23 protein-coding genes and 1 pseudogene are annotated in these 25,543 nt (G+C 60.7%); 13 read left to right on the plus strand and 11 right to left on the minus strand.

From position 1 onward, the window contains the following. Positions 1 to 398: 398 nt before the first annotated feature. A complete protein-coding gene (locus tag V7787_RS45550) occupies positions 399 to 1,505 on the plus strand; it encodes a GlxA family transcriptional regulator (RefSeq protein ID WP_010951663.1) in 1,107 nt (368 codons plus the stop codon). A 118-nt stretch (positions 1,506 to 1,623) separates the two neighbouring features. On the opposite strand, the gene V7787_RS45555 is transcribed toward V7787_RS45550, so the two are convergent. Beyond that, complete coding sequence (locus tag V7787_RS45555; protein ID WP_003255717.1) at positions 1,624 to 1,881, minus strand: hypothetical protein; 258 nt, start codon at positions 1,879 to 1,881, stop codon at positions 1,624 to 1,626. A gap of 338 nt (positions 1,882 to 2,219) precedes the next feature. Between V7787_RS45555 and V7787_RS45560 the strand changes: the two genes are divergently transcribed. Then, complete coding sequence (locus tag V7787_RS45560; protein WP_064490894.1) at positions 2,220 to 3,800, plus strand: zinc-dependent metalloprotease family protein; 1,581 nt, start codon at positions 2,220 to 2,222, stop codon at positions 3,798 to 3,800. Positions 3,801 to 3,899: 99 nt separating this feature from the next. Here the strand turns inward: V7787_RS45560 and V7787_RS45565 are convergent, their stop codons facing one another. From V7787_RS45565 to choX, 4 genes are all read right to left on the minus strand, one after another. Further along, positions 3,900 to 4,370 carry a thioesterase family protein gene (locus tag V7787_RS45565; RefSeq protein WP_064490895.1) on the minus strand — a complete coding sequence of 157 codons (471 nt, stop codon included), beginning with the start codon at positions 4,368 to 4,370 and terminating at the stop codon, positions 3,900 to 3,902. Between the two features lie 10 nt (positions 4,371 to 4,380). After that, positions 4,381 to 5,346 carry an L-carnitine dehydrogenase gene (locus tag V7787_RS45570; RefSeq protein WP_020193114.1) on the minus strand — a complete coding sequence of 322 codons (966 nt, stop codon included), beginning with the start codon at positions 5,344 to 5,346 and terminating at the stop codon, positions 4,381 to 4,383. Between the two features lie 162 nt (positions 5,347 to 5,508). Continuing rightward, positions 5,509 to 6,393 carry a 3-keto-5-aminohexanoate cleavage protein gene (locus tag V7787_RS45575; RefSeq protein WP_064490896.1) on the minus strand — a complete coding sequence of 295 codons (885 nt, stop codon included), beginning with the start codon at positions 6,391 to 6,393 and terminating at the stop codon, positions 5,509 to 5,511. 123 nt (positions 6,394 to 6,516) lie between these two features. Further along, on the minus strand, positions 6,517 to 7,461 hold the full coding sequence (choX, locus tag V7787_RS45580; RefSeq protein ID WP_014589378.1) for a choline ABC transporter substrate-binding protein: 945 nt from the start codon (positions 7,459 to 7,461) through the stop codon (positions 6,517 to 6,519). Between the two features lie 144 nt (positions 7,462 to 7,605). Here choX and V7787_RS45585 point away from each other — a divergent pair, with 144 nt between their 5' ends. Continuing rightward, positions 7,606 to 8,553: a GlxA family transcriptional regulator gene (locus V7787_RS45585; protein WP_011953245.1), complete on the plus strand. Its 948-nt coding sequence runs from the start codon at positions 7,606 to 7,608 to the stop codon at positions 8,551 to 8,553. A 3-nt stretch (positions 8,554 to 8,556) separates the two neighbouring features. On the opposite strand, the gene V7787_RS45590 is transcribed toward V7787_RS45585, so the two are convergent. From V7787_RS45590 to V7787_RS45600, 3 genes are all read right to left on the minus strand, one after another. Then, positions 8,557 to 9,174 (minus strand): hypothetical protein, encoded by a 618-nt coding sequence (locus V7787_RS45590; RefSeq protein ID WP_064490897.1) that lies wholly within the window; start codon positions 9,172 to 9,174, stop codon positions 8,557 to 8,559. A gap of 73 nt (positions 9,175 to 9,247) precedes the next feature. Beyond that, entirely contained in the window at positions 9,248 to 9,940 is a 693-nt protein-coding gene (locus V7787_RS45595) for a hypothetical protein (RefSeq protein WP_020193117.1), read from the minus strand. A gap of 138 nt (positions 9,941 to 10,078) precedes the next feature. Continuing rightward, positions 10,079 to 10,495 carry a lysozyme inhibitor LprI family protein gene (locus V7787_RS45600; protein ID WP_064490898.1) on the minus strand — a complete coding sequence of 139 codons (417 nt, stop codon included), beginning with the start codon at positions 10,493 to 10,495 and terminating at the stop codon, positions 10,079 to 10,081. A gap of 285 nt (positions 10,496 to 10,780) precedes the next feature. Here V7787_RS45600 and V7787_RS45605 point away from each other — a divergent pair, with 285 nt between their 5' ends. The 7 genes from V7787_RS45605 (at position 10,781) to V7787_RS45635 (ending at position 20,090) form a co-directional block, all read left to right on the plus strand. Then, positions 10,781 to 11,758 carry a dipeptidase gene (locus tag V7787_RS45605; RefSeq protein ID WP_003255700.1) on the plus strand — a complete coding sequence of 326 codons (978 nt, stop codon included), beginning with the start codon at positions 10,781 to 10,783 and terminating at the stop codon, positions 11,756 to 11,758. Between the two features lie 75 nt (positions 11,759 to 11,833). Continuing rightward, positions 11,834 to 12,364 carry a DUF5943 domain-containing protein gene (locus V7787_RS45610; protein WP_003255698.1) on the plus strand — a complete coding sequence of 177 codons (531 nt, stop codon included), beginning with the start codon at positions 11,834 to 11,836 and terminating at the stop codon, positions 12,362 to 12,364. A 15-nt stretch (positions 12,365 to 12,379) separates the two neighbouring features. Then, a complete protein-coding gene (dgcA, locus tag V7787_RS45615) occupies positions 12,380 to 14,440 on the plus strand; it encodes a dimethylglycine demethylation protein DgcA (RefSeq protein ID WP_003255697.1) in 2,061 nt (686 codons plus the stop codon). Positions 14,441 to 14,618: 178 nt separating this feature from the next. Continuing rightward, a complete protein-coding gene (dgcB, locus tag V7787_RS45620) occupies positions 14,619 to 16,571 on the plus strand; it encodes a dimethylglycine demethylation protein DgcB (RefSeq protein WP_336094334.1) in 1,953 nt (650 codons plus the stop codon). Beyond that, positions 16,571 to 17,803 (plus strand): electron transfer flavoprotein subunit alpha, encoded by a 1,233-nt coding sequence (gene etfA / locus V7787_RS45625; protein ID WP_064490900.1) that lies wholly within the window; start codon positions 16,571 to 16,573, stop codon positions 17,801 to 17,803. Before dgcB ends, etfA begins: the two co-directional genes overlap by 1 nt. A 10-nt stretch (positions 17,804 to 17,813) precedes the next feature. Then, the gene (gene etfB, locus V7787_RS45630; protein WP_003255694.1) at positions 17,814 to 18,584 is read left to right on the plus strand and encodes an electron transfer flavoprotein subunit beta; all 771 of its coding nucleotides are present in this window, start codon (positions 17,814 to 17,816) and stop codon (positions 18,582 to 18,584) included. 642 nt (positions 18,585 to 19,226) lie between these two features. Further along, a complete protein-coding gene (locus V7787_RS45635; protein ID WP_269200235.1) occupies positions 19,227 to 20,090 on the plus strand; it encodes an RHS repeat-associated core domain-containing protein in 864 nt (287 codons plus the stop codon). 43 nt (positions 20,091 to 20,133) lie between these two features. Here V7787_RS45635 and gbcA read toward each other — a convergent pair whose 3' ends face one another. Further along, the gene (gene gbcA / locus V7787_RS45640; RefSeq protein ID WP_064490902.1) at positions 20,134 to 21,426 is read right to left on the minus strand and encodes a glycine-betaine demethylase subunit GbcA; all 1,293 of its coding nucleotides are present in this window, start codon (positions 21,424 to 21,426) and stop codon (positions 20,134 to 20,136) included. Between the two features lie 295 nt (positions 21,427 to 21,721). On the opposite strand from gbcA, the gene gbcB reads away from it, so the two are divergent. Then, positions 21,722 to 22,822, plus strand: a complete 1,101-nt coding sequence (gene gbcB, locus V7787_RS45645; protein WP_014589387.1) for a glycine-betaine demethylase subunit GbcB — start codon at positions 21,722 to 21,724, stop codon at positions 22,820 to 22,822. 108 nt (positions 22,823 to 22,930) lie between these two features. On the opposite strand, the gene V7787_RS53250 is transcribed toward gbcB, so the two are convergent. After that, complete coding sequence (locus tag V7787_RS53250) at positions 22,931 to 23,803, minus strand: methyl-accepting chemotaxis protein (protein WP_404943662.1); 873 nt, start codon at positions 23,801 to 23,803, stop codon at positions 22,931 to 22,933. Continuing rightward, positions 23,786 to 24,556 (minus strand): annotated as a pseudogene (locus V7787_RS53255) (MCP four helix bundle domain-containing protein); the annotation flags it as partial. The gene V7787_RS53250 and the pseudogene V7787_RS53255, both read right to left, overlap by 18 nt. A 266-nt stretch (positions 24,557 to 24,822) precedes the next feature. On the opposite strand from V7787_RS53255, the gene V7787_RS45655 reads away from it, so the two are divergent. Beyond that, positions 24,823 to 25,053 (plus strand): hypothetical protein, encoded by a 231-nt coding sequence (locus V7787_RS45655; RefSeq protein ID WP_003255686.1) that lies wholly within the window; start codon positions 24,823 to 24,825, stop codon positions 25,051 to 25,053. Beyond that, the gene (locus V7787_RS45660) at positions 25,050 to 25,352 is read left to right on the plus strand and encodes a cell division protein ZapA (RefSeq protein ID WP_003255684.1); all 303 of its coding nucleotides are present in this window, start codon (positions 25,050 to 25,052) and stop codon (positions 25,350 to 25,352) included. The genes V7787_RS45655 and V7787_RS45660 overlap by 4 nt, the downstream gene beginning before the upstream one ends. Positions 25,353 to 25,543 lie beyond the last annotated feature (191 nt).

Below are 25,543 nucleotides of genomic sequence, written 5' to 3' on the forward strand. Positions count from 1 at the left end.
CTGATGCAGGTGCAACACAACCGCCTATGCCTCTTTATGGTGCGGTGATGGGCGCCCCGCCTACCGATCGTCGGATGTCGCGATCAGTGTAGGCCTTGTCGGTGACACTTAAGGGTGTCGCTTCTGGGAAACCCACGCGGCGCGTGTCACTAAACTGCTCAACCGTTACAGGCAACGCGCTAGCTCGCCTGTTCTGGACGACTGGCCAACACGATGCAAGCACTTGAAATGCCCAGTAAAGGCGTCGTTTTCAGGTTTTTTTGGATAGCCGTTCAATTTTAGGCACGACGTTTGCGTTGAGATTGGCAAGCCTACCCCCGGAAAATGACCGAGGGGTCATAACAAGAAGTAAGTGCCCGCCTGAGGCACACCCTGCATTTGTGTGAGGAGAAATCGCGATGACGTCGTACACCTCCGGGAATCCAACCCAGAACCGCACAACACCCCAGTCCATCGGGTTTCTTCTATTGGACAATTTCACCCTGATTTCCCTGGCATCGGCGGTCGAGCCGCTGCGCATGGCCAATCAGCTGTCTGGCCGTGAGCTGTATCGCTGGCACACGCTGACGATCGATGGCGGCCAGGTGTGGGCCAGCGATGGCCTGCAAATCACACCGGATGCCGCAATCAGCAATGCTCCGCCCATCGACACCGTGATTGTCTGTGGTGGTGTTGGCATCCAGCGCTCCGTCACCCGTGAACACGTCACCTGGCTGCAAGCCCAGGCCCGTCAGTCGCGCAGGCTGGGCGCCGTGTGCACCGGCAGTTGGGCACTGGCCTGCGCCGGCCTGCTCGACGGCTTCGATTGCAGCGTGCACTGGGAATGCCTGGCCGCAATGCAGGAAGCCTTCCCGCGGGTGAACATGAGCACCCGCCTGTTCACCCTTGACCGCAACCGCTTCACCAGCTCCGGTGGCACCGCGCCGCTGGACATGATGCTGCACCTGATCAGCCGTGATCACGGCCGCGAGCTGTCGGCGGCGATCTCCGAGATGTTCGTCTACGAGCGTATTCGCAACGAGCAGGACCACCAGCGTGTGCCGCTCAAGCACATGCTTGGCACCAACCAGCCGAAGTTGCAGGAAATCGTCGCGCTGATGGAGGCCAATCTTGAGGAACCGATCGACCTGGACGAACTGGCGGTCTATGTGTCGGTTTCGCGACGCCAGCTGGAGCGCCTGTTCCAGAAGTACCTGCACTGCTCACCTTCGCGCTACTACCTGAAGTTGCGCCTGATCCGCGCGCGGCAGCTGCTGAAGCAGACGCCGATGTCGATCATCGAAGTGGCATCGGTATGCGGCTTCGTGTCGACCCCGCACTTCTCCAAGTGCTATCGCGAGTACTTCGGTATTCCGCCGCGTGACGAGCGTGTGGGCTCCAACACCGCACAGCAGGTAGCCATGATGCCGATTCCGCAGGCCATGACCCTGTCGCCGCACAGCGGGCCGATGGCGGCCCTGAGCCAGGCGCGCAACGAGTCGACATTTGCCAGTGTAAGGCTCTGATACCGCGCCGGCCTCTTCGCGGGCACGCCCGCTCCCACAGGTCACCCGCTGAACTAAGCCAGCGGTGATCTGTGGGGGCGGGCTTGTTCCGCGAAGAGGCCGGGCCTAGGTAAATGAATTACGCGCGTTTGTTGAACTGCGCCAACGCTGGCAACAGTTGCTTGTCGATGGCCTGGCGCACTGCCGGCAGGATCGTCGCACTACCGGTGTACATCTGCTCCACCATCCCCTTCAGCGCCCGCGCATTGGGCTCAGTCAGCCCACGAACCACCGCTTCACACGCCTGTTCGGCACTGGCCCCGGCAGGAATATCGAAACCGCGCGCGCGCAGGTGGCCGGCGAGGTCGTCCTGATCAATCAAATCCGCATGCATCATGGCTGTTGTCCCTTTTATCGCTAAGAGAGTGCTGCTGTGATTTACGACCGATTCTGTGACGTGTGCGACAGCCTCGCAAGGACAGAATGTCGCCATGGCTGCTTTGGCTAAGAACAGGTCGTTTACGACTAAATCCCCTGCCAGGCAAGCACGCACACTGAGGCCATTCACGGTACAGAGGGTTTGGTCACCCTCGCTCACACGCAGTGGATGTTGCTCGCTCTTGGCCCCGGTAGCTCACGGCTTCCCGGGGTTATTTTTTTGCAACTGTTATTTATGTCAGTTGTTGGGGATCGATGCCCATGGTCCAGTAAGGCTCCGATATCTGGAGCATGAACATGAACCGGGAACAATTGAAATTCTGCTTGCTAGGTGCTGTGTTTCTTTTTGGAGGATGCACAGCTTCGGACCCTACAAACCATCTCGACAGTTCGGCGGATACGCTGTTTCAGATCAAGCCAGACCAGAACCGCGCCGCCCTTGAGAGGCAGTCGGGTACTGACCAGTATTTGAAGCTTTTGTTGAATGTGGCAGAAGACGCTGAAGTTAAAGAAGTGCAGGTCAAGCCGGGGCTTGTATCGAAAGATACGGCGATGCTATCAATGCCGCTGACTGACGGCCGAACGGTGAGTTTCAAGTTGTCAAGAAGCGATAATGTTGCTTCGGGAATGGTAGGGTGGGTTGGCGATATGCCTTCCAATCGCAGACAACTCTACCCCTCACCTGCGGAAATCGATATGGATCCACTCAACTGGGTTTCGTTGGTGAGCGACGGCAACCTGGTCGTTGGGGATATCCGGGTGGAGGGGCAGCTCTACCGATTAACGACGGTTGGCAAAGGCCAGCAAGTTTTGGTCAAGGTTGATGAATCAAAATTACCACCAGAAGCAGCGCCGATAGCTGTTCCTGTGCAAGCGCAGGCAAAAACCAAGTCACTCAGTACGTCTCAGTCGCCAAAAAGCACTATTAGGGTGCTATTCGTTACAACGCAGCAGTCGAGGGCCACGTTTCCGAATTACAAGCTCGAATTGGCTCAGGCGTTACAGAACGCCAACCAATACTTGATCAATAGTAAAGTCGATGCCGTGTACGAGCTGTCTGATATTTACGATTCTGACTACGACGAGACAGGCAAGTCTCCACAGACACAGCTCAGCGATATGAAAGCTGATAAACCATTCGGGGCGAAAATTCATATCGAACGTGAAAAGGGGCGCGCCGATCTGGTTTCGATGCTTGCCACGTATAGTATTTACTGCGGTATAGCGAACATGCCAGCGTACAGGGAGAAGGCTTTCTCTTCCATTAGTTGTTTTGGTTCGTTAGGCCACGAATTAGGGCATAACATGGGGGCTATGCATAGTGACGAGTCTCCCGATCAGGGCGTATTCCCTTACGCTCATGGCTACAAGCATACAGCACCAAATTTCCATACGCAGATGCGGACGTCGCATGGCGCCATACCGTATTTTTCCAACCCACGGTTGCAGTATCAAGGGGTTCCTATGGGTACGGTAGATAAAAATGATGTGGCGCGGACTTTCAATGAAAATCGAGACACTGTTGCCAATTTTTATCCGGACCCTGCTCATCGCGTTCGTTTGTGGTTGTACGGGGCGAACCGGGGTTGCTTCATTGATTTGAAGCCGGGTGAACAAGCCCTGCTCTCATGGTTTACGGAATGCAAGGATAATGATGTCAATCCCGTAAGGGTAGAGGTAAAGGACTTCTACAGTGGTTCGACCCCGAGAAAATTATGCTTCGCCAATATTTTTTACACGGTAAATAGCTGCTATACGGGAAGTAACTTTTCTGGGGATTTCGTCATAACGAGTGTACATACTGGCGGTGGTAAACCAGAAGGGTTCAAGTTTACAAGAAGACTGATAGGGCCAGTCTATAGGGTGTCATACGAGTGATCGTTATGATTATCCACTTCTACGCTGTCTGATTGTTGCGAGTGAAGGCGCCAAGGTGCTTCGTATCTATGGAGACCTTGGCGCCGGTTCTCTGGTTCTTCAAGCAGAAAATTTTATCGTACGCCCCATATATTGCGGCGCCTGCGCGCCCTCCTGTTGCTCTACCAATTGATTCAATCGGCAAACAGTCGTGTGCCCAAAAGGCGCTGACTTCGGACCCGCAAGGTCCACGTGCAGTAACATCTGCTCGCTTGCCGCCAGCACCTCGTCGAACCCTGCCCGGTGCAGGCTGTGATACACGTGAAGACGCTTGCGATCAAAGCCGATGATCTGCGTCTGCACCCACACCTCGGTGCCCAGCTTCACCTCGTGCAGATAATTGATATGCGCCTCCAGCGTGAACAGCGAATTACCGCTTTGCCCGCGGCTATCGGCGTCCAGGCCGATGCGCTCCATCAGGGCATCGGTGGCGTAGCTGAAGATCAGCAGGTAGAAGGCATCGCGAAGGTGCCCGTTGTAATCGACCCAGTCTTCCTGGACCGTGGTGCGGTAGGTGATCAGAGCGGGCATCTTGGCCTCCTTAATCGCTGAATGACAGGCCGTGGCTGGCCTTGCTGGTTTTCACCGCTTCGAGCACCGCCAGCAGGGTGTCGTCACGGTAGCGCTCCAGTGCAGCGATGCTGCGCTCGCCCTGTTGCTCGGAAGTGCCGCTCACTACATCGTCGATCAGCTTGTCGGTCAGTTCCGGTGCTGGCAGGTACGTCCAGGGCAGCTTCAGGGCAGGGCCGAACTGCGACATGAAGTGGCGCATGCCGGCATCGCCACCGGCCAGGGTATAGGTCAGAAACGTGCCCATGAACGACCAGCGCAATCCTGCGCCGAAGCGAATCGCGTCGTCGATTTCGCCCGTGGTGGCAACGCCGTCGTTGACCAGGTGCAATGCCTCGCGCCAGAGCGCTTCGAGCAGGCGGTCGGCGATGAAGCCTGGCACTTCCTTGCGCACATGCAGCGGGCGCATGCCGAGTGCGGTGTAGATGGTTTTGGCAGCTTCAATGGCCTCGGGTGAGGTGCGGCTACCGCCGACGATCTCCACCAGCGGCAGCAGGTACACCGGGTTGAACGGGTGGCCGACAACGCAGCGTTCAGGGTGAGTCGACGACTCGTAGAACTCGCTGGGCAACAGGCCCGAAGTGCTTGAGCCGATGATTGCATCAGGCTTGGCTGCGGCGCTGATTTTTGCGTGCAGGTCGAGCTTGAGGTCCAGGCGCTCTGGTGCGCTTTCCTGGATGAAATCGGCGTTGCGCACGCATTCCTCGATGGTTGCCACGAACTTCAGGCGGTCTTGCGATGCACCAGGGGCCAGGCCTTGTTTTTCCAGTGCCGGCCAGGCGTTGGCGACACGTTTGCGCAGTGCCTGTTCGGCGCCGGGCGCCGGATCCCAGGCCACCACATCCAGGCCATGGGCCAGGGCACGGGCGACCCAGCCGCTGCCGATCACGCCGCTACCCAGGGCGGCGAAGGTTTTGATTTCAGTGATAAAGGGCATAGCTAGTCCTCAGGGAAAAACACAGTCATCAGGGTTCATGGCTAACCCTGTGGGAGCGGGCATGCCCGCGAACACCGGCACGGCCGGTGCCATCCATCGCGTTGCCTGCTTCGCGGGCACGCCCGCTCCCACAGGGTCTTCGGCGCATTTGCGATCGTTGAATCAGCGGCGCTTGAGGTTCATTTTTTCCCGGCCTTCTGCCGGGCTGAGCACGCGGCCACCCATGCGGGTGATGATCTCGCTTGCGCGTTCCACCAGTTGGCCATTGCTGGCCAGCACGCCACGGTCCAGATACAAGTTGTCTTCCAGGCCCACCCGCACATTCCCGCCGAGCAACACGGCCTGGGCGGCCATGGGCATCTGCATGCGGCCGATGCCGAAGCCGGCCCAGGTGACGTTGGCAGGCAGGTTGTCGACCATGGCCTTCATGGTGGTGGTGTCAGCCGGTGCGCCCCACGGGATGCCCAGGCACAGCTGGAACAACGGGTCTTCGAGCAGGCCTTCCTTCATCATTTGCTTGGCGAACCACAGGTGGCCGGTGTCGAAGATTTCCAGCTCGGCCTTCACCCCCAGTTCGGTAATGCGCTTGGCGCCGGCGCGCAGTTGGGCCGGGGTGGACACGTAGATCGAGTTGCCGTCACCGAAGTTGAGGGTGCCGCAATCGAGGGTGCAGATTTCCGGCAACAGTGCTTCGACATGGGCCAGGCGCTCCAGCGGGCCGATCAGGTCGGTGCCCGAACCGAACGCCAGCGGCGTTTCACCCGGGCCGATTTCCAGGTCGCCGCCCATGCCGGCGGTGAGGTTGACGATGATGTCCACGTCGGCTTCGCGGATACGCTCCATGACTTCGCGGTAGAGGTTTACATCACGGCTGAAACGGCCGGTCTGCGGGTCGCGGACGTGGCAGTGGACCACGGTGGCGCCGGCCTTGGCGGCCTCTACGGCGGATTCGGCGATCTGTTTGGGGGTGACCGGGACCAGGTGGCTTTTCGAGGCGGTGTCGCCGGCACCGGTGAGGGCGCAGGTGATGATGACGTCGTGGTTCATGGTGCAGTTCCTTGTGATGTCGGTGTTGGCTTTTTCGCGGGCATGCCCGCTCCCACAGGATCAATGTGATCCCGAGTGTGGCGCTGTACCTGTGGGAGCGGGCTTGCCCGCGAACGGGCCCTGTCAGTTGGCGGTAAGCTTGAGGTTGTCCGCAGCCGGCTTGCCATCGAAGGTGGTCACACCCTCGAGCCAGCGGGCCTTGTCCTCTGGGTGGTCCTTGAGCCACTGGCGGGCTGATTCCAGCGCATCCTTGTGGTCGAGCAGCGGCTGCATCATGCGGCTCTCGTCCTCGGCGCTGAACTTCAGGTTGGCCAGCAGGCGGTGGGCATTGGGGCAGCGTTCGGCATAGTCCGGCGCCGTCACCGTCCACACCGTCGCACGGCCTTCGTCAGGGCCGAGTGCATCCTGGCTGTCACCCAGGTAGGCCATGTCGATGTTCACGTTCATCGGGTGTGGCGCCCAGCCGAAGAACACCACGGCCTCCTTGCGCCGCACCGCGCGGTCGACGGCGGCGAGCATGCCGGCCTCGCTGGACTCGACCAGCTGGAACTTGCCCAGGTCGAACTGGTTCTTGGTGATCATTGCCTTGATCTGGGTGTTGGCGCCGGAACCCGGTTCGATGCCATAGATCTTGCCGCCCAGCTCCTTCTCGAACTTGTGGATGTCGGCGAAGGTCTTCAGGCCCTTGTCGTAGAGGTATTTCGGCACGGCCAAGGTGGCGCGCGCGTCCTCCAGGCTTGGCTTGTCCAGCACTTTGACCTGGTTGGCATCGACGAACGGGGTGATGGTCTGGGTCATGATCGGGTTCCAGTAACCCAGGAACATGTCCAGGCGTTTGTCGCGGATGCCGGCGAAGATGATCTGTTGCGAGGCACTGGTCTGTTTGGTCTGGTACCCCAGGCCGTCGAGCAGTACCTGGGCCATGGCGCTGGTGGCAATGACGTCGGTCCAGTTGACCACGCCAAGGCGCACGTTTTTGCAGGCGGCGGGCTCGGCGGCGAAAAGCGGGGTGGCGACGATGCTGCTCAGGGCAAGGGGCAACAGGCTGCGGCGGATCAAGCTGTGCATGGTGGCTCTCCATCGGCAGTGCATATTGTTATTGAGGGCGGCCTCTGCGGACCGTGTGAATACGCTACGCTGGCGCTACCTTGCCCAAGCGCACGCTAGCGACAGGAATTAGCACCGGGGCGACCAGTTTCTGTGGAGGAGGGGATGATGGAGACGATTGCCTTTCTGTTGGTGCCCGGCTTTTCTGCCATGGGGTTCATTTCGGCGGTGGAGCCACTGCGGGTGGCCAATCGTTTTGGGGGGCAGTTGTACCGGTGGCAGGTGCTTAGCCTGGACGGTGAGGCGGTGCTGGCGAGCAATGGCATGTCGATCAATGCCGATGCCGCCTTGGGGGAGGGCGAGCCGGCCAACATCCTGCTGGTGGTCGCGGGCTTCGAACCACTGGCCAATGTCGCACCCAAACTGCTGCATGCGTTGCGCCGGCTCAACCACGAAGCTGTCATGCTCGGTGGCATCGATACGGGCGCGATGGTGCTGGCCGAGGCAGGGCTGCTCGAGGGCTACCGGGCGACATTGCATTGGGAGGCGCTGGAGGCATTCAAGGAACGCTATCCAGGCCTTCAAGCCACCCAGGAGCTGTTCGAGATCGACCGCAGCCGCATCACCTGTGCCGGCGGAACGGCCTCGATCGATTTGATGCTGCACCTGATTGCCCAGTCTCACGGCAGCGAACTGGCGGTCAAGGTGTCCGAGCAGTTCGTGCTGGGTCGTATCCGTCAGCGCCAGGACCACCAGCGCATGCAGATCGGTGCGCGTTATGGCATCAGCAACAAGAAGCTGGTCCATGCCATTGGCGAAATGGAAAAACACATCGAGCCACCGCTGAGTACGCTGGAACTGGCTGCCGCGATCAAGGTGACAAGGCGTCAACTGGAGCGTTTGTTTCGCATGCACCTGGATGCAACACCGAGTGGTTTCTATCTCGGGTTACGGCTGGACAAGGCGCGCCAGCTGTTGGCCCAGACCGACATGTCGGTGACTGAAGTCAGCCTTGCGTGCGGGTTTGAACTGCCATCCTATTTCACGCGGCGCTACAAGCTGAGGTTTGGACGGTGCCCGCGGGAGGAGCGACGGCCCAGCGGTACAAAGTGAGCTTCAATCCAGTTCACGCTCGAGAATGGCCCTTAGCTTTTCGCGATTCCTTGCTTGCAGATCCTCGCGAAGCTGGGCGAAACCTGCTGCATTGAAGCGTGCACCCAGGTGATCGAATATCAGGTTCAGCTTTCTGGTGGGCTCGACCGGGTCGGTAATGCAGTAGGCATAGAACAGGATCGCAACCGGGACCTGGTCCCCTTCATGGTCCATTTCGATACTGAGATGTGAAGAGGCGTTCATGACGGTGAAGGTACGCGTACCTGCCGACTGCAGAGCGGCTTGAACATTTTCGTCGAGGCTCTTGAACCAAGGCCCTTTTTCGCGCGGTGGGGGTAGAAAGCCACTGTACACATCGCTTAATGCAAGCAAGTGCGGCTCATACACAATGGTTTTATGTGTATGTTCGAGCAGGGTGAATTTCAATGATTGCAAGGTGGCGATAGCGACAGTGAACCATTGCTGAGGCTGGGTTTCCATCGAGTATTTTTCATTGGCTACTGCTTGCGAATAACGCAGGCATAGCTGCAAATCTTCCCATGTATCGAGTGTCAGCCAGGGCGCAGGCTTGATGCTTAGCCGCTCCTCGAATATTCGGGTGTCCAGGCTCGTATCGTCCATGTGGCATTGCTCCTTGATGGATGCAGATGACCAGAACCGGGTACCAGCGCGCTCTGGTACCCGGCCTCGCTAATCAGATAGCGAGAAACGCGCCGAGGTCGCCTTTGATCTTCTCATTCACAAGATCACGTGCAGCGTCGAAGTGACGAACGCTGAACGTGCCTTGTTGCGAAGCGCGATAGACGCGGGTAGAGGTTTTGTCCACCTTGCGGGTCAGGGCGCCTTCACGCTCGACTTTCGAGTCGTAGCTGGCCTGGAAGCTGGTCATGTGCATCGCAGGCAGGCCTTGTGGCGTCATTTCGCACTGGGCGACCACGAAGTTGCTCGATTTGCCGGTTTCGCTATGGCTGTGCTTTTCCAGGTGCGCCTTGACTTCCGGCTTCTGCACGACAATTTGCAGAACACGCCGGGCGCAGGCGGCGCGACGAGGGTCCGCGGAGACGCTGATGGTGACGGACTTGGTGATCAGCTCTGCCAGGGTCAGGTTGTCCTCATCAATGGCATCTTCGGCATGTGCTGCGCCCGTCATGGTCCAGCCAAACTTGATCAGGCCATCGTTGTAGAAGTTGTACCACTCGCGCTGCTGGGTTTCCTTGTCGAACTTCTTGTTGGCCAGTTCGGTCATCAAGCGCATGCCGGCCAGGATGTCTTCTGCAATGTTGGCAGGCACATTGTCAGCGAAGATGCAGATGGTCTGGCCGGTAGCGGCTACGCGCTCTTGACCCTCTTTGCGGATTTTTTCCATTTCAACTTTGATGTCAGCCACTTTGTAATTCCTTGATAGTTGTGAGTTCCAAGACACACATGGTGAGCACGTGGTCTGAGGGCACTATCGAGCAATTACGCAGGGGGCATCAGCGGCATGTTGTTCCTCTGGAGTTGATCCTTCACTCGCGCGTGCTGATCAATCTTCGGGTGCCGGCTCGTCACTGTTTTGCGAGCCCAGGCTGCGCAAATACTCCGCCCGCTCATCGCTGCGCTGTGCAATGCAGCTGTTCCAGGCGATCTGGTAGGCGTTGCTGCCGGGTTGTTCAGCATGGGTTTCGACCTTGCAGTCTGCATCGCGCAGTTGGATCCAGACTTTCTCGGCTGCCTCTATTCGCGACATCAGGCCAGCCTCGTCGCCAAACTGATCACGCATGCGCTCGATCAGTTCGTCGTAGGCCGACTGCAGCTCACGCTCGGCGACCTGCTTGTTGAATGCTGCACAGGCGAACGTTTGCTGGTCGGTCTCCACATTGTCGCAAGGTGTGCTTTCTTCCTCACCGGCCTGGGCCCCGCTCACGATGGCCAGCAGCACCAGCCATGCCATTGATTTCATCCGTTTTCTCCTCAACAGGCTGTCGAATCGCAGGGATTCTCGCTCAGCCAGAGGTCAGGTGGTAGCTCCCTGACCAAATGTTCATGTACCGGCCGCAAATGTCGTTATCGAGACTGTCTCTCATCCCCGGAACACGCGCCAGACGCGCTCTTGTCGCGCATTGACGCTTTCGGCAAACCCCCTGTCGTTTTTGCACCGGGGCGCCTCGGGGCACAGGCATATGCTGGCCTCAAAGCGCCGGCAGAAGGTTTGGCGCGACCCAACTCTATAAAAGGGGACAGCCTGATGAGCCCAGCCGAACTACACGCCGACAGCATCGTCATCGATGGCCTGATCATCGCCAAATGGAACCGCGAGCTGTTCGAAGACATGCGCAAAGGCGGCCTCACTGCGGCCAACTGCACGGTGTCGGTCTGGGAAGGGTTCAAGGCTACCGTCGACAACATCGCGTCCAGCCAGAAGCTGATCCGCGACAACAGCGACCTGGTGATGCCGGTGCGCACCACCGCCGACATCCGCAAGGCCAAGGAGCTGGGCAAGACCGGCATCCTCTTCGGCTTCCAGAACGCCCATGCGTTCGAGGACCAGATCGCTTATGTGGATGTGTTCAAGCAGCTGGGCGTGGGCATCGTGCAGATGTGCTACAACACCCAGAACCTGGTTGGCACCGGCTGCTACGAGCGTGACGGCGGGCTGTCCGGCTTCGGTCGCGAGATCGTTGCCGAGATGAACCGTGTCGGCATCATGTGCGACTTGTCCCACGTCGGCTCCAAGACTTCCGAAGAAGTCATCCTCGAATCGAAAAAGCCGGTGTGCTACTCGCACTGCCTGCCCTCGGGCCTGAAAGAGCACCCGCGCAACAAGTCGGACGAAGAGCTGAAGTTCATCGCCGATCACGGCGGTTTCGTCGGCGTCACCATGTTCGCGCCGTTCCTGGCCAAAGGCATTGACTCGACCATCGATGACTACGCCGAGGCCATCGAGTACACCATGAATATCGTCGGTGAAGACGCCATAGGTATCGGTACCGACTTCACCCAGGGTCACGGCCAGGACTTCTTCGAATACCTGACCCATGACAAGGGCTACGCCCGCCGCCTGACCAACTTCGGCAAGATCATCAACCCGCTGGGCATTCGCACCGTCGGCGAATTCCCCAACCTCACCGAGACCTTGCTCAAACGCGGCCATTCCGAGCGCGTGGTGCGCAAGATCATGGGCGAGAACTGGGTAAACGTCCTCAAGGATGTCTGGGGCGAGTAAGCCGCTCTCCAAGCCTGATAGCCCCTGCCAGCAACGCCGGGGCACCCACAAAAAATTTTATGGAGTTGAGTTTCCATGGCCAAAATCGCCCCGCAATTGCCAATCGAAGTCGACAGCGAGACCGGTGTCTGGACCAGCGACGCCTTGCCGATGCTGTATGTGCCTCGGCATTTCTTCGTCAATAACCATATGGGCATCGAGGAAGTGCTGGGCGCCGACGCCTATGCCGAGATCCTCTACAAGGCTGGCTACAAGTCTGCCTGGCACTGGTGTGAAAAAGAGGCCGAGTGCCATGGCCTGGAAGGCGTGGCGGTGTTCGAGCACTACATGAAGCGCCTGAGCCAGCGTGGCTGGGGCCTGTTCGAGATCCAGGATATCGACCTGGATAAAGGTACCTGCAGCGTCAAGCTCAAGCACTCTGCGTTCGTGTACGTCTATGGCAAGTGCGGCCGCAAGGTCGACTACATGTTCACCGGCTGGTTCGCTGGCGCGATGGACCAGATTCTCGCTGCCCGCGGCAGCAAGATCCGCACCGTGGCCGAGCAGGTCTATGGCGGGTCGGAAGAAGGCCACGAAGATGGCCTGTTCGTTACAAAGCCGTTGTAAGCCGGAGATAGCGTCATGGCATTCGAAGCAATGTTCCAGCCGATCCAGATCGGCAAACTGACCATCCGCAACCGTGTGCTCAGCACCGCGCATGCCGAGGTCTACGCCACTGACGGCGGCATGACGACCGACCGCTATGTGAAGTACTACGAAGAGAAGGCCAAGGGCGGCATCGGCCTGGCCATCTGTGGCGGCTCGTCGGTGGTGGCCATCGACAGCCCGCAGGAATGGTGGGCATCGGTCAACCTGTCGACCGACCGCATCATCCCGCACTTCCAGAACCTTGCCGACGCCATGCACAAGCATGGCGCCAAGATCATGATCCAGATTACCCACATGGGCCGTCGCTCGCGCTGGGACGGCTTCAACTGGCCGACGCTGATGTCGCCATCGGGCATTCGCGAACCTGTGCACCGCGCCACCTGCAAAACCATCGAGGTGGAAGAGATCTGGCGGGTAATCGGCAACTACGCGCAGGCTGCGCGTCGCGCCAAAGAGGGCGGCCTGGACGGCGTGGAATTGTCGGCGGTGCACCAGCACATGATCGACCAGTTCTGGAGCCCACGGGTCAACAAGCGTACCGACGAATGGGGCGGCACCTTTGAAGGCCGCATGAAATTCGGCCTGGAAGTATTGAAAGCCGTACGCGCCGAAGTGGGTGACGACTTCTGCGTGGGCATGCGTATCTGCGGTGACGAGTTCCACCCTGATGGCCTCAGCCACGAGGACATGAAGCAGATCGCCGCCTACTACGACGCCACCGGCATGCTCGACTTCATCGGCGTGGTCGGCTCGGGTTGCGATACCCACAACACCCTGGCCAACGTCATCCCCAACATGAGCTACCCGCCGGAGCCGTTCCTGCACCTAGCGGCCGGTATCAAGGAAGTGGTCAAGGTCCCGGTGCTGCACGCGCAGAACATCAAAGACCCGAACCAGGCCACGCGCATTCTTGAAGGCGGCTACGTGGACATGGTCGGCATGACCCGTGCGCACATGGCCGACCCGCACCTGATCGCCAAGATCAAGATGGGCCAGATCGACCAGATCAAGCAGTGCGTCGGTGCCAACTACTGCATCGACCGCCAGTACCAGGGCCTGGATGTGCTGTGCATCCAGAACGCCGCGACCTCCCGTGAGTACATGGGTGTGCCGCACATCATCGAGAAGACCACCGGCGTCAAGCGCAAGGTGGTGGTGGTTGGCGCAGGCCCTGCCGGCATGGAAGCGGCCCGCGTGGCTGCTGAACGCGGCCACGACGTGACCCTGTTCGAGAAGAGGGACCAGATTGGCGGGCAGATCACCATTGCCGCCAAGGCCCCGCAGCGTGACCAGATTGCCGGTATCACCCGCTGGTACCAGCTTGAGCTGGCTCGCCTGAAAGTCGACTTGCGCCTGGGCACTGCCGCTGATGTGGCCGCCATCCAGGATCTGCGCCCGGACGTCATCGTGCTGGCCGTAGGTGGGCACTCGTTCCTGGAGCAGAACGAGCACTGGGGCGCCGCTGAAGGGCTGGTGGTCAGCAGCTGGGATGTGCTCGATGGCAAGGTAGCGCCGGGCAAGAATGTGCTGGTGTACGACACCATCTGCGAATTCACCGGTATGTCGGTCGCCGACTTCATCGCCGACAAGGGCAGCCAGGTCGAGATCGTCACCGACGACATCAAGCCAGGTGTGGCCATGGGCGGTACCACCTTCCCCACCTACTACCGCAGCATGTACCCCAAAGAAGTGATCATGACCGGCGACATGATGCTGGAAAAGGTCTACCGCGAAGGCGACAAGCTGGTGGCGGTACTGGAGAACGAATACACCGGCGCCAAGGAAGAGCGCGTGGTCGATCAAGTCGTGGTTGAAAACGGCGTGCGCCCTGACGAGGAGCTGTACTACGCGCTCAAGGAAGGTTCGCGCAACAAGGGCCAGATCGACGTGGAGGCGCTGTTCGCCATCAAGCCACAGCCGATCCTCAGCCAGCCGGGCGAAGGCTACCTGCTGTACCGCATCGGCGACTGCGTGGCCCAGCGCAACGTGCATGCGGCGATCTACGACGCCTTGCGCCTGTGCAAGGACTTCTGATCGTTAACAGTCGCCGCCATCGGGCGCGATCCCTGTAGGAGCGGGTTTACCCGCGAATGCGTCAGCACTGACAACACTGTTGCCTGACCGGACGCATTCGCGGGTGAACCCGCTCTTACATGGGGCCAGTCTCGCCCTCTGGTCGGCGCAAGAATCCAGCTGTTTGTGGGAGTCTCCCATGTTGAACACCCTTCTACCCATCCTGCTGTTCGCTGCCCTTGGCCTGGCAGTGCTCGGTGCCTTGCGCCGGGTGCGCATGTGGCGCCGTGGCCGGCCGTCCAAGGTCAACCTGATCGGCGGCCTGCTGGCCATGCCGCGCCGCTACCTGGTGGACCTGCACCACGTGGTTGAGCGCGACAAATACATGTCCAAGACCCACGTGGCCACTGCGGGCGGCTTTGTGCTGTCTGCTGTGCTGGCCATTCTGGTGCATGGTTTTGGCCTGCAGAGCAAGATTCTCGGCTACGCACTGCTGATCGCCACGGTGATCATGTTCACCGGTGCCATCTTTGTCTTCAAACGCCGCCTCAACCCGCCCTCTCGCCTGTCCAAGGGCCCGTGGATGCGCCTGCCGAAGAGTTTGCTGGCGTTCGCCGTGAGCTTCTTCATTGCCACCCTGCCGGTCGCCGGTATCCTGCCGGCCAACACCGGTGGCTGGGTGATGGTCGCCATTCTGGGCCTGGGCGTGCTGTGGGGTGTGTCGGAGCTGTTCTTTGGCATGACCTGGGGCGGCCCGATGAAGCACGCCTTCGCCGGTGCCCTGCACCTGGCCTGGCACCGCCGTGCCGAACGCTTCGGCGGCGGTCGCTCCACCGGCCTCAAGCCGCTGGATCTGGAAGACCCGAACGCTCCCCTTGGCGTGGAAAAGCCGGTGGACTTCACCTGGAACCAGCTGCTGGGCTTCGATGCCTGCGTGCAGTGCGGTAAATGTGAAGCCATGTGCCCGGCCTTTGCCGCTGGCCAGCCGCTGAACCCGAAAAAACTCATCCAGGACATGGTCATCGGCCTTGCCGGTGGCACTGACGCGCAATTCGCCGGTAGCCCATACCCTGGCAAACCAATCGGCGAACACGGCGGCAATCCACACCAGCCGATCGTCAATGGCCTGGTCGACGCCGAGACGCTGTGGTCCTGCACCACCTGCCGTGCCTGCGTCGAGGAGTGCCCGATGATGATCGAGCACGTCGATGCCATCGTCGACATGCGCCGCCACCTCACCCTGGAAAAGGGCGCCACCCCGAACAAGGGCGCCGAGGTGCTGGACAACCTGATCGCCACCGACAACCCTGGCGGCTTCGCCCCCGACGGGCGCATGAACTGGGCTGCCGACCTTAACCTGCGGCTGCTGTCTGAAGTGAAAGCGACCGAAGTGTTGTTCTGGGTCGGTGATGGTGCCTTCGACATGCGTAACCAGCGCACTTTGCGTTCGTTTGTCAAAGTATTGAAAGCCTCGGGTGTGGACTTCGCCGTACTCGGCCTGGAAGAGCGCGACAGCGGCGACGTGGCGCGCCGCCTGGGCGATGAGGCAACCTTCCAGCAACTGGCCAAGCGCAACATCCAGACCCTGGCCAAGTACAAGTTCCAGCGTATCGTCACCTGCGATCCGCACAGCTTCCATGTGCTGAAGAACGAATACGGCGCCCTGGGCGGTGACTACCAGGTGCAGCACCACAGCACCTACATCGCCGAACTGATCGCGGCCAAGAAGCTCAACCTTGGCCAGCACAAGGGCGGCAGCGTCACCTACCACGATCCGTGCTACCTGGGCCGCTACAACGGCGAGTACGAAGCCCCGCGCGAAGTGCTCAAGGCGCTGGGTATCGAGGTGCGCGAGATGCAGCGCTCGGGCTTCCGTTCCCGTTGCTGCGGTGGTGGTGGCGGTGCGCCGATCACTGACATCCCTGGCAAGCAGCGTATTCCCGACATGCGCATGGACGACATCCGTGAGACCGAGGCCGAGCTGGTAGCCGTGGGTTGCCCGCAGTGCACCGCCATGCTTGAAGGCGTGGTCGAGCCGCGCCCACAGATCAAGGACTTGGCCGAACTGGTGGCCGACGTGCTGATCGAGGAGGACGCATCCACTGTCCCAAAGCCGCAAACGGCTAAACGTGAACCTGCGGAGGTGCACTGATGAGCGACATTATCCGCCGCGATCCACGCGCCGAGTGGATCGCCCGTAACCGTCTGCACCCGCTGCATGCCGCGATGCAGACGCAACAGACCAGCTGGATGGGGCCCAACGGCATCATCCGCAAGAACCCACATGCGATTGCCGCAGGCTTTGTCGGCCCGGCCGGCATCAAGCGCATCGACCGCAGCGGCGCCCAGCAGGGCACCGGCGCGGGCGGGCGGCGCACGGCAGCAGCCGAGGTCAAGTTGCCACTGCACCAGGTGGCGGCGCCGGCGTTCTACATTGCCGTCGTGCCGGACATGGTTGGCGGCCGCCTGAGCAGCCACGACCGCGACCTGCTTGGCCTGGCCCACAGCCTGGCTGGCAGCGACGGGGCGGTGCTGGCCGTGGTGTTCAACGAGCACAAGGAAAGCAACTTTTCCACAGCCGGTGTCGATCGCCTGCTGGTTATCGAAGGCGAGGCCTTTGAAGGTTATGCACCGGAGCAACTGGTGCAAGGCCTGCGGGCTGTGGATAACCAGTTCGCGCCGCGCCACTGGCTGCTGCCTGACAGCCGCACCGGTGGCGGGGAACTGGGTCGGCGCCTGGGCGCCGCGCTGGGCGAGCGCCCGGCAACGCGGGTATGGCAGGTCAAGGACGGCCAGTGCATCGGCCGCGCCGGCGCCGGCCAGCAAGACCTGCAACGCACTGTGCCGCGCCTGATCCTGGCGGCGGCCGAGTGCGCCGAGCCGGTCAGCGAAACCCGTCACGAAGCGTTGCCGGTGGAGTTGTCCACAAGTGTGGTGCGCAGCCTGCCGCGCATCGAAGACCTTGGCTCGGTGGCCGTCGACCCGGCCACCATTGCCATGGCCGAAGCGGAGTTCATCGTCTCGGGCGGCAACGGTGTCAAGGACTGGGACCTGTACCACAAGGCCACCGCAGCCCTCGGCGCTACCGAAGGTGCCTCGCGGGTGGCGGTGGACGACGGCTTCATGCCGCGCAACCGCCAGGTGGGGGCTACCGGCACCTGGGTTACCGCGCGTGTCTACGTGGCTGTGGGTATCTCGGGCGCGATCCAGCACCTGCAGGGTATCGGTGCCTGCGACAAGGTGGTGGCGATCAACATGGATCCGGGCTGCGACATGATCAAACGGGCTGACCTGTCGGTGATTGGCGACAGCTCGGCGATTCTCAAGGCGCTGATCGAGGCTGTGGACAACTACCGCAGCGGCGGCCAGCGCGACGCGGCATAAGGGCACGAGCATGAGTACGAAAGTGATCAGCCTGGTTTCCATTGGTGCCCACCCCAGCTCCGGCCGCGCCCGCCGCGCCGAGCAGGATGCCCGCGCCGTGGAGTTGGGTTTGCAGCTGGCTGGGGATAACTTGCAGGTGGTGCATGCGGGCGATCCACAGGAAGAGGCCTTGCGCGCTTACCTGGGCATGGGCCTGGACCACCTCGACGTGCTGGAGCAACCGGCCGGGGCCGATGTGCTGGGCGTGCTGGGCGATTATCTGCGCGACGCCGGGGCCCAACTGGTGCTGACCGGCAGCCAGGCCGAGACTGGCGAGGGGTCGGGCATGTTGCCGTTCCTGCTGGCCGAAAAGCTCGGCTGGCCGCTGATTGTCGGGTTGGCTGAGGTGGAGTCGATCGACAACGGCACCGCGCAGGTGTTGCAGGCTCTGCCGCGTGGTCAGCGGCGTCGCTTGAAGGTGCGTCTGCCATTGCTGGCGACTGTGGATAACGCGGCGCCCAAGCCGCGCCAGAGCGCTTTTGGGCCTGCGCGCCGGGGGGTATTGGCGGCGCGTAACGTGGCCATTGTCGAAGATGAGCTGTTGGCTGAAGCCGAGCTGCAACCGGCCCGTCCAAGGCCCAAGCGCTTGAAGGTGATCAAGGCCAAGAGCGGCGCCGACCGCATGAAGGCGGCGACGGCCAAGGCCAGTGGCGGTGGTGGCAAGGTGCTGAAGGACGTTTCGCCGCAGGAAGGCGCTGAGGCGATCCTCAAGCTGCTGGTGGAAGAGGGCGTATTGCGCTGAGTCCCGTGGGAGCGGCCTGTGTTACGCGATAGGCCGCTTAGCAGCCCTGACAATCCTGAGCCAGACTCGAGATCCTGGGGCCCGCTGCGGCCCCTGCGACACAATTCATAGCCCAGTCCCCTGTGTATAAGTTATTCACTTCCCCCTCACATGCCTGGATTCCAGCAAAACGGCTGAATGTCAGGTACGCTCCGTTTTGCCCACGGAATCTGTTCGCCAAGGTGTGGATAAATTGTTGGTGCATGGCTGGGAGCCTTATATAACGGCGCTTACACGGTTTAGATCATAAAATGATCAGCTTCCCTTGGCATCGCCTGATGCGGGCATGCTGCTTTTTGCCAGGATTTTCCCACAATCTCTGTGAGCCGGTCTGTGGATAATCTGTTTGATACCGGCTGTAGGCCACGCCGTTCCTGTCTTCGAGTGCTTTGATCAGAAAACAGCCAATCGGGGCTCACACACGCTTGAACCCTGAGTGCAGGTGAAAATTCAGGATCACCTGAGTCAAAACCTGTGAATAAGTACCAAGAACCTATCATTTCTATCAGTTAGCAGTCCTGTTCCAGGCGAGTAGGATGAGCGATCACTATCGGCTGAGCGTTCATCATGCATGGCATGCTGCAACCCGTTATCCCTGCCCACATGGGCGGGATTCCAAAGTCCTATTCAGCATACGGGGCCTGTGCTGGTGCAAGGAATATTGCCTTCACCGGGCAGATGGTCGATCACCTGACGGGTTGCTATCACCTGGGCAACGGCCGGCGAACCTACAACCCTGTATTGATGCGCTTTCACTCTGCCGACTCACTCAGCCCTTTCTCGGAGGGTGGGCTGAATGCCTATGCCTATTGCGGTGGCGACCCGATCAACCGGGTCGACCCCAGTGGCGCCGCCCCGGCCACCCGGTTCGCCCGGTTCGCCCGCCCCCAGGTCGACGTGATTAGCCCGGTGATCAGTGGCATAAGCATGTTTTCAAGTTCGGTGACGTTGGGCGGGGCTATCGCACGAACGGCCAGAAACGTGGTAGCCCGCTTGCAAAGCCAGCATTCCGGTACGGAATATACGGCGCCGAGCCTAAGATCCCGGATCGGTAATACGAGCCTTTTCTACACAGGAGGAATGGGGGTTGCAAGCACCGCAATGAGCGGAGTCGAACAAGGGTGGATTGGTAATGTACTGACCAGTCACGGCCGTCGCCTGGGGTTGGGCAACGCAATTGGGAACATCAGCGGTGGCTTGTTCTCCAACGCCGAGGCGGCACAGGCTGTATGGCGGGGGGTGGGGCAGCCCGGAGTGTCGGGGGCAAGGGTAGCCTGGGAGACATTCTATGAAGTCACCGGTATGCGCATGGTTGTCGAAGGGGCTTCGTACGTGTGGGGCAGAGGCACGGCACTCGGGGCCAGGATCGCTTCGGCAGGTCGAGCAGCTGCGGATGCGTGGCGTCGCTGGGGTACTGAACCCAGTGCGCCGCCTCCGTCTCCGAATCGGGACATAAGGCGACCATAAACCCACTGGCACGGCAATTTGCCGTGCCAGTGGGTGGTACGGGTTACTGCGCCTGCACTTCCTTCAGATACGGCGCAGGCTCTGCTCCCAGGTTGTTCAGTAGCCGCCCGCTGTACCAGTCAATGAAGTTCACCACACCAAACTCGTAAGTCTTCGAATACGGGCCAGGCTGGTACGCCGTGGAGTTGATCCCGCGCTGGTTCTCTTCGGCCAGACGGCGGTCCTGGTCGTTGGTGGCGTCCCACACCTTGCGCATGTTCTCGGGGTTGTAGTCCACACCTTCGACGGCATCCTTGTGCACCAGCCACTTGGTGGTGACCATGGTCTCCTGGGCGCTGATCGGCCACACGGTGAACACGATCATGTGGTCGCCCATGCAGTGGTTCCACGAGTGCGGCAGGTGCAGGATGCGCATCGAGCCAAGGTCCGGGTTCTTGATGCGACCCATCAGCTTCTGGCAGGCCTGCTTGCCGTCCATGGTCATCGACACGGTGCCCTTGAGCAGCGGCATACGCACGATGCGGTTACGCAGGCCGTGGCTCTTGTGCAGGTACGGGATCTTCTCGGCTTCCCAGGCAGCGGCGGAGGCGGCCACATGGTCCTTGAATTCCTGGCTGGCGCGCGGGTCGTTGGTGTCGTCCCACTCCAGCAGGGTTTGCAGCAGTTCCGGGTGCGAACCGTTGCAGTGGTAGCACTCGCGGTTGTTTTCCAGCACCAGTTTCCAGTTGGCCTTTTCCATCAAGGTGGTTTGCACCGCCACCTTGGTGTTCTCCATGTCGTACGGTTCCATGTAATGGTCCAGCGTGGCCAGGAACTCGTCGATGGCAGGCGGGTTTTCCGCCAGGCTGATGAAGATGTAGCCGCCGGCAACCTTCACGTTCACGGGCTTGAGGCCGTACTGGCTCATATCGAAGTCAGCACCCATCTCGGTGCCGGCGAACAGCAGGCGGCCGTCCAGCTCGTAAGTCCACTGGTGATATGGGCACACCAGTTTGGCCACCTTGCCTTTCTCGCTGACGCACAGGCGCGAACCGCGGTGGCGGCAGACGTTGTGGAAGGCATGCACCTTGCCTTCGGCACCGCGCACCACAATGATCGGGTTCTTGCCGATCTGCAGGGTGATGTAGTTGCCCTTGGCCGGGATCTCGCAGGTCATGCCGGCGATCAACCATTCTTTATGGAAGATCTCCTGCATGTCGATCTGGAACAGACGCTCGTCGGTGTAGAAAGGCTGGGGCAGCGAGTAGGTGCGCTCGCGGGTCTGCAACATCTCGGCGGTAGCCTTGCGTGCAGGTTCAAGTGGATCGCCCAGGCTCAGGGTTGCGGTGACGTCCATCGTGTATTCCTCGGGGCCGTATGCGGCCGGCAAAAGGTGGCTAATCGTTGTTGTGGTGCCGCAAGGCTGCTTCAGATAAAACAGCTAGTTCTTTTGCCGTGGAGTGTGCGTCCGAAGACGCCGCGAACCGTATCCATGGGCGACATGGCCGATTTGAATAACGACGCGCCAGCCCTTGTGCCACGGGGCTGGTCGCGATAAGCACGTCGATGTCGCAGGCAGGAATGTGCGTCGTCTTCAGCTTGCGCATTATCGCAGCCATGAAAAGGGCCATAGTCGGCCGCTGGAGATGAACATGTCCGATACCTTCCTCAATCCGGTCACTACCCAGACCTGGGCCAACGGCCGCCACATCGTGCGCTGCGTCAAGGTCATCCAGGAGACCTGGGACGTGCGCACCTTCTGCTTCATGGCCGACCAGCCGATCATGTTCTTCTTCAAGCCAGGGCAGTTCGTCACCCTGGAGCTGGAGATCGAAGGCAAGCCCGTGATGCGGTCCTACACCATCTCCAGTTCGCCGTCAGTGCCCTACAGCTTCTCGATCACCGTCAAGCGCGTGCCGGGTGGCCTGGTGTCGAACTTCCTGCACGACACCATGCACGAAGGCCTCGAGCTGCCGGTGCACGGCCCTGTGGGCCTGTTCAACGCCATCGACTTCCCGTCGGGCAAGGTGCTGTACCTGTCGGGTGGCGTGGGCATTACCCCGGTGATGTCGATGGCGCGCTGGTTCTACGACACCAACGCCAATGTCGACATGGTGTTCGTGCACAGCGCCCGTTCGCCCAAGGACATCATCTATCACCGCGAGCTGGAGCAGATGGCTTCGCGCATCCCCAACTTCAGCCTGCACATCATTTGCGAAAAGCACGGCCTGGGCGAGCCGTGGGCGGGTTACCGCGGTTACCTGAACCAGCGGCTGATGGAACTGATCGCGCCGGACTACATGGAGCGCGTGGTGTTCTGCTGCGGCCCGACGCCGTACATGACAGCGGTCAAGCGCCTGCTCGAAGCGGTCGGTTTCGACATGGCGAATTACCACGAGGAGTCGTTCGGCGCGACGCCGGCGGAAGCCAAGGCCGATGCCGTGGAGCACGCCGAGCAGGCGGCCGATGCACCTGAGCTGGACGTTTCCGACCTCAATCTGGTGGAGTTCATCGGCAGCGAGAAGAGCATCCGCATCGCCCCGGGCGAGACCGTGCATGCGGCGGCAGCCAAGGTTGGCCTGATGATCCCGAAAGCCTGCGGCATGGGCATCTGCGGCACCTGCAAGGTGCTCAAGCTGGGCGGCGAGGTGGAGATGGAGCACAACGGCGGGATTACCGAAGAGGACGAAGCCGAGGGCTACATCCTGTCGTGCTGCAGCGTGCCGAAAGGGGATGTGCGGATCGATTACTGATCCAGTGGCCAGTCTGGATTCTTCGCGGGCACGCCCGCTCCCACAGGGTCATCGCTATCTTCAGGACTGCGGTGAACCTTGTGGGAGCGGGCGTGCCCGCGAATGCTTCTAGGTGCGGAACCGGGCTACCAGGCCATTGAGGTCTACCGCCAGGCGCGACAGCTCGGCACTCGCCGCGCTGGTCTGATGCGCCCCGGTAGCACTCTGCACCGACAGGTCATTGATGTTCACCAGGTTGCGGTCCACTTCCCGCGCTACCTGGGCCTGCTCTTCGGCCGCACTGGCAATCACCAGGTTGCGCTCGTTGATCTGCGCCACCGCGCCGGCGATGGTGTCCAGTGCCATGCCTGCGCCCCGGGCGATGTTCAGTGTCGACTCCGCACGCTCGGTGCTGGTGCGCATCGATTCTACCGCCTCTTCCGTACCGCCCTGGATGCTGCCGATCATGCGCTCGATTTCGCTGGTCGACTGTTGGGTACGATGGGCCAATGCCCGCACTTCATCGGCGACCACGGCAAAACCACGGCCCGCTTCACCGGCCCGCGCGGCTTCGATGGCTGCGTTGAGCGCCAGCAGGTTGGTCTGGTCGGCCAGGCCACGGATCACGTCGAGCACCTTGCCAATGTCGCGCGACTGTTCGGCCAGGTGGGTAATCAGCTTGGCGGTGGCCTGCACATCACCGCTCATGCGCTCGATCGCACCCACGGTTTCCATCACCAGGTCACGACCATCACCGGTGGAGCGGCTGGCTTCACTGGAGGCTTCTGAAGTGCTCACGGCATTGCGCGCCACTTCTTCCACCGCACTGGTCATTTCGGTGACTGCAGTGGCGGCCTGTTCAATCTCATTGTTCTGCTGCTGCAGGCCACGGGCACTTTCGTCGGTGACGGCATTCAACTCTTCTGCCGCCGAGGCCAGCTGGGTGGCGGAGCCGGCGATCTGCTGCAAGGTGTCGCGCAGCTTGTCCTGCATGCGCGCCATGGCGCGCAACAGCCGGGCGGCTTCGTCGGTGCCCTCTGCGCGGATGACGTGGGTCAGGTCGCCGTCGGCGACTTGCTCGGCGCATTTGAGTGCTTCTTCGATCGGCTTGACGATACTGCGGGTCAGCAGGAAAGCACAGGCGAAGGTCAGTACGGTGGCGGCAACCAGCAGGCCGATCACCAGAGCGAAAGCGCCGGCATACTGGTTGGCGGCTTTTTCGTTGGTGGCGCGAGTCTGGTCAGTGTTGATGCGTACCAAGGTGTCCATGACCTTGTTGATCTGCTCGGAGTTGGCCAGCAGGTCGCGGTTGAGCAGGTCACGCAATTCATCCAGGCGGTCGGCCTGGCTCAGTGTGCGCATGCGCGATTCCAACTGGCGGTACTGGTTGAGCAACTGACCGTACTGGTCGAATGCTGCCTGTTCGTCGGCGGCGACGATCATTGGCAGATAGGCCTGGCGTGCACGGTCGATCTGGCTGTTGCGCTGGTCCAGCAGATCGAGGGTATCGCGTTGGGTTGCCGGCTCGCGGTTGAGCAGCAGGCGGTAGGAAAGCGTGCGCATGCGCAGGTTCAGCGCGGTGAGTTCGTCGAGGATCTTGATGCTGGGCACGCTGACTTGCTCGATGGCAACGCCCGCCTGGCGGATGTTGCCCATCTGCACCAGGGAGAAGATACCAAGGCCGAGCATCAGCAGGCCGATGAGCGCGAAGCCGAGAAGCGCGCGCGGGGCGATATTCATGTTGCGTAGGGACATGGAGAGGAGGATCCAGGCAAGTGGGATAAGAGCGACAAAACATGACTTGCCGGGCTATCGGTCGTGACTGGCCAGTCTTGAATGCGACCGGGGAAAATGGTGCAACCGCGAACCTTTTCCTGACCGGCGGTTGATCCAGGTCGGAACAAGGGGTCGATTACCCTGTCAATCTGCGGGTTCGACACCTTATGAATCCGATATTTAATGGCGATAGGGCGCACTTTTCTTTATCGTGTGTGCCCCTCGCAACAACCTGAGATAGACCCATGCTGGAAGCTTCCCTGAATCAAATCGAGCAACTGGTCAGCGACCTGATGCAGAAAAACGCTCAACTCATCGAGCAGAACACCGCCCTTGGCCAGGAACTGGCCCAGGCCAAGGAAGAGAACGAAACCCTGCAGCTGTCGCTGATGGAGCAGGAAGAGAAGAACGGCGCTACCGCAGCACGCATCCAGGCTCTGGTCGAGCGCGCCAGCGCGGGCGTTGTTGGCGCATGAGACTGCAGGAGCAGCCGATCAATGTCGTGTCGATCCTCGGCATCGACTATTCGATCAAGGCGCCCGAAGGCCAGGAAGAAACCCTGGCCCAGGCGGTACGGATGCTCAACAAAGCCCTTAACGAGACCAAGCGTCAGTACCCGACCTTGATCGGTGACAAACTGCTGGTGCTGGCTGCCCTTAACCTGTGCTCCAAACAGGTTGAACTGCAGAAAGAGCATCAGCAGACCCTTGCGCGAACTCAAGCGCAGATCGACGCCACGGTGGATGCCATCGTGCGGACCATCGCTGAGCAATAAGGCCTTACACCGTCCCCCCGTAGGAGCGGGTTCACCCGCGAATGCGTCAGTGGCTTCAACACCGCATTAGCGGGTAAACCCGCTCCTACAGGCATCAGCAGACCCTTGCGCGAACTCAAGCGCAGATCGACGCCACGGTGGATGCCATCGTGCGGCCATCGCTCAACAATAAGCCCGTACACCGCCCCCCC

It is taken from the genome of Pseudomonas sp. CGJS7, from assembly GCF_036961695.1.